The sequence below is a fragment of the Streptomyces sp. YS-3 genome (genome assembly GCF_045257485.1).
GTDB lineage: Bacteria > Actinomycetota > Actinomycetes > Streptomycetales > Streptomycetaceae > Streptomyces.
Genome location: NZ_JBJHPC010000187.1, coordinates 1 through 11,919 on the forward strand (window position 1 = coordinate 1; position 11,919 = coordinate 11,919).

Genomic DNA, 11,919 nt, shown 5'->3' on the forward strand with positions numbered 1-11,919 from the left:
GCCCCCTCCCGCCCGTACCACCTCACAGGAGACGAAGAAGGACATGCCCAAGATTTCCGCCGAAGACAAGAACCTCACCGTCCTCAACATCTTCACCGCCGACGCGCCGGAGAAGCAGGAGGGTCTGCTCGGCGCGATGCGCGAGATCGTCGACTCGGCGGCCTACCCGGGCTGGATGTCCTCCACCGTGCACGCCGGTGTGGACAAGCCGGGCACGGCCAACTTCATCCAGTGGCGCAGCCGCGCCGACCTGGAGGACCGCTACAACGCCGAGGAGTTCGAGCACCGTACGCTCCCGCTCTTCGGCGAGCTCACCACCTCGATCCGGCTGCTCCAGAACGAGATCGTCTATTCCCGGTCCGCGTCCGGCGATCGGGTCGACATCTCACCGGCCCGCGGCGACTACACCGTCATCGCGGTCTTCGGCGTGGAGGAGAAGAACCAGGACGAACTGGTGGACGCGCTCGGCCCGTCGATGGAATTCCTCAGCGACGTTCCGGGCTTCGTCTCCCACACCGTGCTCAAGGGCATAGCCGCCCGCGGCCTCGAGGGCTCCTTCGTGATCTCCTACTCGCAGTGGGAGAACAAGGAGGCCTGGGACGCCTACCAGGCCGTCCCGCAGGGAGACAGGCCCGCCGTCCGCCAGGACGCCGAGCGCCGCACCGGGTCGCTGCTGACGTCGGTCGACTCCAACACCTACCAGGTCGTCCACACCCGCACCGCGGGGCAGTAACGCACCATGCGGCCTAGGGCGTGTTGCGAAAGTCCCGCCCGCCCTTCGGGCGGACGGCGCCACTTTCGCAACACGCCCTACCCGCTGACCACCTCCCGCACCGCCGCCAGGAACTCCTCCGTCCGCGGGTGTGTCGGGTGGGCCGGGCGGGCGAGGTAGACCGTGGTGGCGGGCGCGTCCGCGAGCAGGACGAAGCGCACCCCGGGGTGGCCGTGGCTCTCCGCCGTGCCAACGGCCCCCACGCCGAACGCGCCGCCGATGGCGATGAGGTTCAACCACTCGTCGACGTTGTGCACCTCGACCGTGCGGTGCGGGCGCTGCGCCGGGGGCCACAGGTCCACCGAGGCGGTGCCGGTGTCCGGCCACAGGGCCAGCGGGAGCGGTGGGCCGGAGGTGAGCTCGGCCAGCCGCACCCGGTCGCGGCCGGCGAGCGGGTGGTCGTCGGGCAGGGCCGCGACCCGGTCCTCGGTGTACAGGGCTTCGGTGTGGATACGCGGGTCGGCGGGGACGGTCCGCAGCACCGCCACATCCGTGTCACCGGTGGCCAGGCCCGCGGTGCTGTTGTCCTGGCGGACCACTTCGAGGAACGCGTGCGGGTGGTCCTGGCGCCAGGTACGCAGCAGCGGTACGGTCTGCTGCCCGAGGACCGCGCAGGTGTAGCCCAGGCGCAGCGGCCGGTCCACGGCACGGGTGTCGGCCAGGGCCGCGTCGAGGTGGGCGAGGATGGCGCGCCCGTGCCCCAGCAGGGTCGCCCCCGCCTCGGTGAGCTCCAGATGCCGGGAGGAACGGTCGACCAGGCCGACTCCCACGCGCGTCTCCAGCTGGGCGAGCGTACGGGAGAGGGCGGGCTGCGTCATGTGCAGCCGGGCCGCCGCGGCGGTGACCGTACCCGCCTCGGCGATGGCGGCCAGGGCCTTGAGGTGACGCAGTTCCACATCCATGCCTGTAGAGCATAGTCCCTGTCCAGATGGCATTTCCGGACGATGAGCGGGACCCGTAGCGTCGGATGCGCCGGGTGATCGCCCGGCTCTCCGCCCCGGGGGACTCCCCCGGGGCCGCCCGGTATCTCCGGGTGTTCGTTTCCAGTCATCGGACGGTGAGTTGTGAGGATTCTTCTGGTCGGCGCGGCCGGCACGCTGGGCTCCGCGGTACACAGGGCGCTCGCGGAGCGTGGCCACGAGGTGATCGGTGTGGGCCGCGCGAGCGGGGACCTGCTCGCCGATGTCACCGACCCGCAGGCCGTGTCCCGGCTGTACGAGCAGGCCGGCTCGCTGGACGCGGTGGCCGTGGCGGCGGGCGCCGCCGTGTTCAAGCCGCTGGCCGAGCTGACCGCCGACGACTTCGCGGCGACGTTGCGCGGCAAGGCGCTCAGCCAGGTGGACCTGGTGCGTCAGGGCGTCCGGCACGTTGCCCCGACCGGCTCGTTCTCGCTGATCAGCGGGATCCTCACGGAGGAGCCGATCGTGGCCGGAGCGGCGGCGTCCGCGGCCAACGGCGCGGTGGAGGCGTTCGTACGCGCCGCCGCGATCGAGCTCGCGCCGCAGCGGATCAACGCGATCAGCCCGACGGTGGTCGAGGAGTCCCTGCCCGCCTACGGCCCGTTCTTCGCGGGCATGGAGGCCGTTCCCGCGGCGCGCGCCGCGATGGCGTACGTCCGCTCCATCGAGGGTGCGCAGACGGGGCAGATATACCGCGTGCACTAATGCCCGTAAGCCTGGGTGTGGCCTGGCCGTACCGGGGGGGAACTCAGGCACCTCCGAGGGCCCGGCGGCTCTGGGCCCGGTCGCGGAACCACACGGTCCCCGCCACCAGGACCGCCACCCCCACCCCGTACACCGGCAGCCACAGAGTCGTCGTGGCGGAGAGGCAGTCCGCTACGGCGGTGCGGGCCTGGCGGTCCTGCGCGAACGCCAGGGCCGTACGGTCGCCGCCGGCCAGGTTCCCCAGGGCGGCCTTCGTCTGGAGGGCCTGGTACCGGCCCATCAGGTGGCACTCGGCGCGTGTGCCCGGCATCGGGAACAGCCAGGCCTCGCGCTGGAGCAGGGGCGCGAGGGCGACCGCGACACACAGGCCGACGACCAGCGCGTACGCGACGAGGCCGCGCAGGTAGGGCGAACGCATGCCCGGCGTCCACCGCGCCCGCCGCTGGAAGGCGAGCATCACCGCCAGCAGCGTCACCCCGATGAACGTGGCGAACCACTGCCACGACCCCTGGGCGAGGGCGAAGGTCAGCACCGCCGCGAGTCCGATGCCGATGACTCCCGAAGCGGGAAGGTCGTCGCCCGCGGTGCCGGAGGCCGGCCCGGCTGTCACGCGGGGGCTGGAGTCACTCACGGGCCTCTCCTGCGGTGGGATGCCTCAGCATCCTCGGCGGGACGCGGCGCCCCCGGGCGCCATGCCGTACGGGCCGGGGCGCCTCGCCCGGATGGCACGCATCCGGGGCAGGCGGGCGCGGTCCGGACCGGTCGTCGCCGAGGCGGGCCCACCGCGCCGCCTCCGCCCGCACCGCGATGAGCGCCGGTGGACTCAACGGCCCGGCACGGCTGGCCCCGTCGCTGGTGTGCCGTCGCTCCACAGGCGCGGGCCTCCCCGGTCGCGCAGGCGGCGCAGGAAGGACAGGACACCCGCGCTGCCCGTGGCCCATCCCGGCCCGGACGCGGCCAGGGTGTTGTCGGGGAAGAACGGCCGGAGCGGGGTGCCGCCGCTGCGGCACAGGATCAGGGACAGCACCTCCTCGGCGGCGCGGTGCAGTTCGCGGTCGCCGGTGGCGGCCCCGGCGTCGATGAGCAGTTCGCCGACGCCGGCCAGTCCGCAGCACTGCGACACGGGGCTCATACGGGGTGCGAGGCCGTGGCAGGCCCAGGCGCACCGCACTCCCAGCTCGGTCAGGTGCGGGTCGCGCTCGTGGCCGCCCGCCTCGATCAGCAGGGTTCCGATCCCGGCGAGTCCACGGCACCAGGACCCATAACGCCGGTGGGCCTCGGGGCGGGCGGCGAGTTCCAGCAGGCGGGGTGTGTGACCGGCGAGCTCGGCCAGTCCCGAGCGGGCCGCCGCCCCGGAGGCCGGATCGCCGGTGAAGCGGTGGTAGGCGTGGAGGAAGTGGATGACACCCGCTCGGCCGTGGGCGAAACCGAACGGGAAGGCCGCCTCGGACGCCGCCGCCGACCGCTGCGGTCGCGGACGCTCCCGGCCGTTCTCCGCGGCAAGCAGAACCCGGGCGCACTCCCCCGCCGCGGCGAGGTGTGCGTTGCCTTCCTCGGTTCGCTCCGCCGCGTACGCACGTCGTGCCAGTACCAGCAGTCCCGTCCCGGCGCCCGCCGCGCCACCGATCTGGTCACCGGAATCGTCGTAGGGCCGTGAGCCGACGGGGACCTCCAACTCCGCTGCTGCGTCGCTCAGTTGGACGGCGTTGAGGAACAGGTCGACGCCGGTGCGGCCGGTGTGCAGCGCGGCGGTCAGCGTGGGCAGGGCGGGGTGGCGGGCGGTCCGCCGGGCGAGGTCCGCAACGGCCTCGGGGACGCCCGGGTGTGCCGTGTGGTGCAGCAGCTCCAGGCCCACACCGGCCGCCCCGTCGTAGAGGGTGAGCCCGAAGTGCAGTTGCCCGGTACGGGGTTGCCGCCCCGCGGGCAGTTCGGCGGCGGCCGTGGCGCAGACCGCGACCGTGTGCGCGATCAGATCGTCCAGGAGGCCGCGGGTGATCCTCGGTGGGGCGGGGAGCCGCTGCCCGGTGGCCGTCGGTGGCTGCTGCTCGCGCCAATGCCGGGCGCAGGCCGCACGCCGTGTCGGCTCGGGGTCCAGGAGCCCGGCGACGAGTTCGCGTACCGGACGGTGTGGCCCACCCGGCAGCACGGCGGCCAGACAGGCGAGGGTGCGGTCCCGGTTCACGTGGTCGTCGCGGTCGACGACGACAGGGTCCATGCCGGTCAGCGCGAAGTACAGGGTCGCGCCGAGCGCGTACAGGTCGTCGGCGGGGCCGGGGGGCTGGCCCGCACGGTACACCGGCATCGAGTAGCCCGGCGTCGCACCCGCGGGCCGGTCGCCGTGCAGGGCGCTGACGCCGAAGTCCACGAGGTACGCGGTGCCGTCCTCGGCGAGCACCACGTTGGACGGTTTGAGGTCGCCCACCACGACGCCCCGGGCGTGCACCGCTTCGAGCACGGCCAGGAGGCGACGCGCCAGCACGGTCGTCTCGCGCGTGTGCGCACGCGCGTCGGCCGCCTCAGGGCTTGCGGGCGCGGCTCCGTTCGTGGAGGCGTACGGCCCGTGGGCCAGCACATCGCGGCGGAGGTCGCTCGGCCCGCAGTCGGTGATGACCAGGTACTCGTCGTCACCGTGCCGGACGTGGTCGCGCACCAGGGGCACGCCGTCGACGCCCGCCAGTGCCTCCAGAACGGTGTGCTCGTGCCGCAGCCGGCCGCGGGCGTCCACACCGTCGGGGCCCTCACCGACGTGGGCCCTGGCCTGCTTGACGATCACGCGCTCGCCGGAGCCGTCGTCCACGGCGCGGTAGACGTCTCCGTGAGGAGAGCGGGCGACGCCCGTGGTGAGCCGGTAGCGCCCGCCGATCAGGGGAGCGGGACGGCTCGTGGGCGCTGTGGCGGCGCGGAACGGGTCGGTCGCCCAAGGGGGTTGGCGGTACCGCGCGCCCGCCCGTCCCCGGAAGCGCTCCCCATCGGGGCCGGTCATGACGAGTGAGGCGTCGTCGGTGCCCCTGGCCCGGAACGGTCCGTACCGGTAGTGGACGGGGGCATCGGAGCGGATCTGCCGGTCGCTGAGCACCCGGGGGCCTGTCCGGCCGGCCAGGAGGTCTGCCAGTTCACGTCCCAGCGCCGCCACGTCCTTGGGGCGCGGATAGACGGTGACCGCCTTCCCGACGAGCGCGGCATCGAGCGATCCGCTGTTCATCAGGCCCAAGGTCGCCGCGTCGCGTGCGAATTTGGCGTCGCAGACATAGCGCAGCAGCACGGGGACGATGAGGCCCGCGACCTGGTCAAGGTCCTCCGCGCGGGCGGATATGTGCAGTTTCCAGCCGTGAGCGGGGAGTTCGGCTGCCCGGGAGCGCGGTGCGAAAAGGTAGAGCCACTGATCGTCGGCGACGAGTCGCCGCTCGGCTCCGACCAGCAGGATCCGGAGGTGTTCGTCGAGGTTCCGCTCCGGGCCCGGGTCACCGGCTCCGGGGGGCGAAGGCGCTGGCCCGTGCCGGGAACCCTGGGGGCTCGGTCGACGCACGCCGGTGGCGGCCGACCCGGGCCCGTCCTCACCGGCCCAGACCGGTCCGGCCGCCACCGCGCCGCTCGCCTAGTCGCAGGCGAAGCGGGTCGTCGCCGTCACCCAGGGGTCCGCCAGACACGCCTGGAGGCCCCGGGAGGGGTCTGTCTGCTCCTCGAAGGTGATCTCTTCTTCCTCCACGGCCACGTCGAGCGGGCCGGCGTCCCGGATCTGCAGTGCCACAGGGCTCATGACGGTCCTTTCTGTGCACAAAAAGGGAAGGTTCGGTGGAGAGATTGTCAAGCGCATGCCAGTTTCACCGAAGTCGAACGAACGGGCAAGAGGCAGGACTTGAGAGGTATCTCTGTCAACGGCCGTGTATGCAACGTCACTTGTGCGGCACACCCGGTCGCCCCACCCGCCCTATCCCGCCCTCTCCGCGCGAAAGGCGCGCCGGTACGCGGCGGGCGTGGTGCGCAACGCCTCGTGGAAGCGCCGTCGCAGGTTCACGGCCGAGGAGAGGCCCACCTTGCGTGCGATGGTCTCCACCGGCAGGTCGGTCTCCTCCAGCAGGGCCCGGGTGGCGGCGATCCGCCGGTCCAGCAGCCAGCGTCCCGGGCTGACCCCGAGTTGCTCGGTGAAGCGCCGGGTCAGCGTGCGCGCCGAGACCTGGGAGCGCAGCGCCATGTCCGCCACGCTCACGGGTTGGTCCAGCTGTCCGGACAGCCACTCCAGCAGTGGGGCCAGCGAGTCGGTGACCGGTCCGGAGGTGGGCAGTTCGACGTACTGCAACTGGCAGCCCTCGCGGTGCGGCGGCATCACCATCTGCCGGGCGACACGCATCGCGTACGCGGCGCCCTGGTCAGCGCTCACGAGATGCAGGCACAGGTCGGCACCGGCCGCCGATCCGGCGCTGGTGGCGACGTCGCCGTGGTCCACGTACAACACCGCCGGGTCGACCGGGACCTGGGGGAACCGGGCGGCCAGCTCGGCTGTCCGGGCCCAGTGGGTGGCGGCCCGGCGGCGGTCCAGCAGTCCGGCGGCGGCGAGCACGAAGGCGCCCGAGCAGAGGCCGACGACTCGGGCGCCGCGCCGGTGCGCCCGCCGGACCGCCGCGACCACCCCCGGCGACACCTGGGTGCCGGGCGGCTGCTGCCAGCCGGGGACCAGGACGGTGTCCGCGCGCTCCAACGCGTCCAGGCCCGCGGTGACCAGCAAGTCGTAGCCGTCCTGGGTGGACACCGGGCCCGGGTGCTCGGTGCAGACCTCGAACGCGTAGCGGGCCGGGACCGCAGGGCCGTGGTCGCCGAACACCGCGCTCGCACAGGCCAGCGTGAAGGCCGACTGCGGGGGTTGCAGCAGGGCGACGACCCGGTGCGGCGCGGCGGAGTCCGGCCGCGGACGGAGCGTCATGGCGGGAAAGTACCTCATCATGTCGTTCGGGACACTGGGGCCCGGCAATTGGTCCAGTCCAATATAGGTGCGGTGACCACCGCGCAGCCACAGAACCAGACCGCCCCCACCGAACCGACCACCGTCCGCCCCCTGTTGTGGGACCGGCGCTTCACGCTGTACTTCACCGCCCGCTCCGTCTCGCTGGTCGGCGACGCGATGATGCCGGTCGCCACGGCACTCGCGGTCGGCGCGGTGTACGGGGTGTCGGGCGTCGGCTACGTCCTCGGCACCTGGACCGGGACGTTCGTGCTCCTCGTCCTGTTCGGCGGGGTGTTCGCCGACCGGTTCGGCGCGCGCCGGATGATGGTCGGCGCGGATCTGGCCAGGGTGCTCACCCAGGGGGCGCTGTCGGCGGCGTTCTTCGTCGGGACGCCGCCGTTCTGGTTGCTCCTGTCGATGGCGGCGCTGGCCGGAGCGGCCGTGGCGATGTTCCTGCCGGGGGTGAACGGGATGGTTCCGCTGGTCGCCCGCGAGCCGCAGCGGGCGAACGGCACGCTCAAGGTGGCCGACGCACTCGCCCATCTGCTCGGACCGACGCTGGCCGGTGTACTGATCACGCTGACGGGCGCCGGGACCGTGTACGCCATCGACGCCGGGACCTTCCTGCTCAGCGCCGTGTGCCTGGGCCTCGTCCCGCTCGCCCCGGCCGCCGCCCCCGCGAAAGCCCCGGCCGGCCGCGACTCCCCTGCCCGTACCGGCCGTTCGCTCAGGCGCGACCTGCGCCAGGGATGGGAGGAGTTCCGGGCACGCACCTGGATGTGGGCGGTGATCCTCATCTGGGTGGGCTACGGCGTGCTGCTCTTCGGCCCCCTCGTACCGCTCGGCTCGACGCTGATCAGCGCCCGGCACGGCTCGAACACGTACGGCCTGGCGGTGTCCTTCCTCGGCGTCGGAACGGTGCTCGGCGGTCTGCTGGCCCTGCGGCTGCGTCCCGCCCGGCCGCTGGCCGCCGGCGCGGCGGCGATGGTGCTGTACACGGCACTCCCGCTCTGCGTGGCGCTCGGCGCCGACCTGCCCGTACTGCTGGCGGGACATGTCCTGGGCGGCGGGGCCTGGGCGTTCTGGTCGGTGATGTGGGCGACCAGCGTGCAGACCCACACCCCGCCCGCGGTGCTCAACCGCGTCACGGCGTACGAGCAGGCGGGTTCGGTGTCCGGTATGGCGCTCGGCCAGATACTGGCGGGCCCGGCCACCGCGCTGGTCGCCCCCGAGCATCTGATGCTGATGTCGGCGGGCGCGTGCCTGGCGGGCTGTGTGGCACTGTTCGCGGTCCCGGCGATCCGCACCCTCGGCCGCGCCGTCCCTGGGGACGGCGGTGCGCCGGTGTTGCCGGCCGGGCGGTGAACGGACCCCGCGCCCGCTGTCAGTGAGGGGGCGGGTCGTCGTGCAGCAGCCGCTGGAAGAGACGGTGGTCGCGCCAGGCACCGTTGATGTGCAGGTACTTGGGGGCGGTGGCGAACTGCTCGAATCCGGCCTTGGCGAGCACGCGCTGCGAGGCGATGTTGTCCACCAGGGTGCCGGCCTCCACGCGGTGCAGACCGAGTTCGTCGCGGGCGATGCGGCAGACCTCCAGCACCGCGGCGGTGGCCAGTCCCCTGCCCGCCCACGCCTGGTCCACCCAGTAGCCCAGTCCGCTGCTGCGGAACGGGCCGAGGGCGATACCGCCGAGGTTGATGCCGCCCACCGGGGTGCCGGTAGCCGCTTCGATCAGTACATACGGCCGCAGGCGCCCCGCCTCGCGCTCCGCGAGCAGTCCGCTGATCCTGTCGCGCTGGCCGTGCTCGGTGTAGAACTCCTCGGGCCGGTACGGCTCGAAGGGCCGCATCGGCACCCGGTTGCGGCGCAGCGTCTCCGCCAGGCCCGCCGCGTCCCCGAGTGAGACCTCACGTATCGCCACCCCGTCGATCATCACGCGCGCAGCATACCGACCGGGGGTGCGAGGGCTGCCTCCGGGCGCCCGGGACGGCTGGCCGCCGCAACGGGACGGCTGAGCCCCACGACCCAGGACACTCACGAGCTCACCCCGCGAGGGGGGCGGCTCGGCCGGGGACCCGGACACGGCCGCTGTGTGCCGACGCCCCGCCCGTTTCGTACGCTGGCGGCATGCGCATGCGACCCACGCTGAGCTGGACCCCCGACACGAGCCTCCCGCCCGGCACCACGGACCTCGGGCCGGTCGCCGACGCGCTGAGCACCGGCGGTGTGCTCGTGCTCAGCGGGGCCGGCCTCTCCACGGAGTCGGGCATCCCCGACTACCGGGGCGAGGGCGGAAGTCTCACCCGGCACACGCCGATGACGTACCAGGACTTCACCGCCAGTGCGCGGGCCCGGCGCCGGTACTGGGCACGCAGCCACCTGGGCTGGCGCACTTTCGGCCGGGCGCGGCCCAACGCCGGACACCGGGCCGTGGCCGCGTTCGGGCGGCACGGCCTGCTCAACGGTGTGATCACCCAGAACGTCGACGGTCTGCACCAGGCCGCGGGCAGCGAGGGTGTGATCGAGCTGCACGGCGGCCTCGACCGTGTCAGCTGCCTCTCCTGCGGCGATGTCAGCCCACGCCGCGAGCTCGCCCGGCGGCTGGAGGAGGCGAACCCGGGTTTCGCGCCGGTGGCCGCCGGAATCAACCCCGACGGCGACGCCGACCTCACGGACGCGCAGGTCGCGGACTTCCACGTGGTGCCCTGCACCGTCTGCGGCGGCATCCTCAAACCGGACGTGGTGTTCTTCGGCGAAACCGTCCCGCCGCGACGGGTCGCGCGCTGCCGCACGCTGGTGGCCGAGGCGAGGTCCCTGCTCGTCCTGGGCTCATCGCTGACCGTGATGTCCGGGCTGCGTTTCGTACGCCAGGCCGCGCAGGCCGGAACCCCCGTCGTGATCGTCAACCGGGACCCGACACGCGGCGACCAGCACGCGGTCACGCGGGTGGCGCTCCCCCTGGGAACGACCCTCACCACCGTCGCCGAGCGCCTGGGCATCCCGGTGGACGACCCGACGGCCGTCTGACGAGCCACCGGCCTGCCGGGCGGGCAGCGCACTGACCTCCCGTCAGCCCCCGCCGGGCTCCGTCAATCGAGGTACTGGGCCTCGCCGTTGCCCAGCGACCAGTCGGCGTCGGTGTTCTCGGTCAGCACCACGAACACGTTGCGGGGCTCCGTTCCGGCGTATTCCCGGGCGAGTTCGGCGATGCGCCGGTACAGGGCCCGCTTCTGCGCGGCCGGCCGGCCCTCGCGCAAGGTGATCGCCACGTAGACGATGCCGTCGTCCCGTCGTACACCGAGGTAGGTGCCGTGCCGCAGGACGCCGCTCCGGCCGTCGTGTGCCGTCAGGATCTGGAACCGGTCGTCGTCCGGAAAGCCCATCACCTCACCCAACGCCTCGTGAACCGCCCGCCCCAGCGCCGTCAGCCGCTCGGCGTCACCGCCCAGCACATCGATGCGTACGAGCGGCATACGTCCTCCTGGGGCGGGGTTCGACAAGATGCTTTCTTGATCGTACATACTAGTAGGTACAGACTCGCGGCGGCGCGACCCCGGGACGAACGACTGATCCCGACCCGTCCCGGCCAACAGAGCGCGCCCGCCCCCAGCGAACCGAAGTCCGCGGGAAGCGGGCGCGCGGAGACCGCCCGGCAGCCGTCCCGCTACCGGCCCCTCCGCAACGCGAACTCGTTGCCGTCCGGGTCGAGCATCACCGTACGGCCCCCGGCCGGCTCGCCGGTGTGCGCGTCGGCCTCGGCGTCGGGGCGCGTCGCGCCCAGCGCGACCAAACGGGCCACCTCCGTCTGCCAGTCGGCGTCCACGGGGAGCGTCAACTCCAGGTACAGCCGGTTCGTACCGGTCTTCGGCGCCACCGGAGGGCCACCCCAGGTGATCTTCGTGCCGCCGTCCGGCGACTGGATCGCGGTTTCCTCGTCCTGGTCCCAGACCAGCGGCCACCCGAGCGCACGGCTCCAGAAGTAGCCGACCTCCTGCGTACCGTCGCAGGCCAGCGCTCCGATGAAGCCGGTGTCGGCGAGGAACTTGTTGCCCGCCGGAATCACGCAGAACTCGTTGCCGTCCGGATCGGCGAGCACCACATGGCCCTCTTCCGGGAGTTGGCCCACGTCGATGTGCTTCCCGCCGAGCTCCAGCGCCCTGGCCACCGTCTGCCCCTGGTCCTCGGGGAAGGCGCTCGTCAGGTCGAAGTGCGCCCGGTTCGGGCCGGTCTTCGGCTCCTGGCCGGGCAGGAAACGGATGCGGAACCCGGTGGGATCGGGGGGCAGGATCGCGATGTCTTCGCCCGGGTCGTCGGCCGGCTTCCAGCCCAGGACGCCGGACCAGAACCGCGCCAGATCCGACGGCCTGGTCGCGTTGAAGCAGATCGCGGACAGATGACTGCTCATACCTCGTACATCTCCGATCCCTGACGGCCCGATACGGTGCCGGACCCGCGTCGCGAGCGCAGCCTAGACGTGGCCGCGCGGCCACGTCTAGGCTGCGCTCGCGACGCGGGTCCGGCACCGTATCGGGCCGTCAGGGATCGGA

At 73.0% G+C, this 11,919-nt stretch carries 12 protein-coding genes; 4 read left to right on the plus strand and 8 right to left on the minus strand.

What is annotated here, in order from left to right; genetic code table 11:
• On the plus strand, positions 1-733 hold a 733-nt coding region (locus ACJA3G_RS17235), incomplete at its 5' end, for an antibiotic biosynthesis monooxygenase family protein (RefSeq protein ID WP_406553880.1).
• Between the two features lie 77 nt (positions 734-810).
• On the opposite strand, the gene ACJA3G_RS17240 is transcribed toward ACJA3G_RS17235, so the two are convergent.
• The gene (locus tag ACJA3G_RS17240; protein ID WP_406553881.1) at positions 811-1,674 is read right to left on the minus strand and encodes a LysR family transcriptional regulator; all 864 of its coding nucleotides are present in this window, start codon (positions 1,672-1,674) and stop codon (positions 811-813) included.
• A 162-nt stretch (positions 1,675-1,836) separates the two neighbouring features.
• Between ACJA3G_RS17240 and ACJA3G_RS17245 the strand changes: the two genes are divergently transcribed.
• Positions 1,837-2,436 (plus strand): short chain dehydrogenase, encoded by a 600-nt coding sequence (locus ACJA3G_RS17245; protein WP_406553882.1) that lies wholly within the window; start codon positions 1,837-1,839, stop codon positions 2,434-2,436.
• Positions 2,437-2,479: 43 nt separating this feature from the next.
• On the opposite strand, the gene ACJA3G_RS17250 is transcribed toward ACJA3G_RS17245, so the two are convergent.
• The 4 genes from ACJA3G_RS17250 to ACJA3G_RS17265 all read right to left on the minus strand — a co-directional run bounded on the left by ACJA3G_RS17250 (position 2,480) and on the right by ACJA3G_RS17265 (position 7,354).
• Complete coding sequence (locus ACJA3G_RS17250) at positions 2,480-3,067, minus strand: hypothetical protein (protein WP_406553883.1); 588 nt, start codon at positions 3,065-3,067, stop codon at positions 2,480-2,482.
• A gap of 192 nt (positions 3,068-3,259) precedes the next feature.
• Entirely contained in the window at positions 3,260-6,019 is a 2,760-nt protein-coding gene (gene lanL, locus ACJA3G_RS17255; RefSeq protein WP_406553884.1) for a class IV lanthionine synthetase LanL, read from the minus strand.
• Positions 6,020-6,031: 12 nt separating this feature from the next.
• Entirely contained in the window at positions 6,032-6,193 is a 162-nt protein-coding gene (locus ACJA3G_RS17260) for an SflA family class IV lanthipeptide (protein WP_406553885.1), read from the minus strand.
• Between the two features lie 171 nt (positions 6,194-6,364).
• A complete protein-coding gene (locus tag ACJA3G_RS17265) occupies positions 6,365-7,354 on the minus strand; it encodes a GlxA family transcriptional regulator (protein WP_406553886.1) in 990 nt (329 codons plus the stop codon).
• Positions 7,355-7,426: 72 nt separating this feature from the next.
• On the opposite strand from ACJA3G_RS17265, the gene ACJA3G_RS17270 reads away from it, so the two are divergent.
• Positions 7,427-8,740: an MFS transporter gene (locus ACJA3G_RS17270; protein WP_406553887.1), complete on the plus strand. Its 1,314-nt coding sequence runs from the start codon at positions 7,427-7,429 to the stop codon at positions 8,738-8,740.
• Positions 8,741-8,759: 19 nt separating this feature from the next.
• Here the strand turns inward: ACJA3G_RS17270 and ACJA3G_RS17275 are convergent, their stop codons facing one another.
• Complete coding sequence (locus ACJA3G_RS17275) at positions 8,760-9,305, minus strand: GNAT family N-acetyltransferase (RefSeq protein ID WP_406553891.1); 546 nt, start codon at positions 9,303-9,305, stop codon at positions 8,760-8,762.
• Positions 9,306-9,499: 194 nt separating this feature from the next.
• On the opposite strand from ACJA3G_RS17275, the gene ACJA3G_RS17280 reads away from it, so the two are divergent.
• Positions 9,500-10,399, plus strand: a complete 900-nt coding sequence (locus ACJA3G_RS17280; protein WP_406553888.1) for an NAD-dependent protein deacetylase — start codon at positions 9,500-9,502, stop codon at positions 10,397-10,399.
• A gap of 62 nt (positions 10,400-10,461) precedes the next feature.
• On the opposite strand, the gene ACJA3G_RS17285 is transcribed toward ACJA3G_RS17280, so the two are convergent.
• Positions 10,462-10,845: a tautomerase family protein gene (locus tag ACJA3G_RS17285; RefSeq protein WP_406553889.1), complete on the minus strand. Its 384-nt coding sequence runs from the start codon at positions 10,843-10,845 to the stop codon at positions 10,462-10,464.
• Between the two features lie 191 nt (positions 10,846-11,036).
• Positions 11,037-11,777 carry a VOC family protein gene (locus ACJA3G_RS17290; RefSeq protein ID WP_406553890.1) on the minus strand — a complete coding sequence of 247 codons (741 nt, stop codon included), beginning with the start codon at positions 11,775-11,777 and terminating at the stop codon, positions 11,037-11,039.
• Between the last annotated feature and the right edge of the window lie 142 nt (positions 11,778-11,919).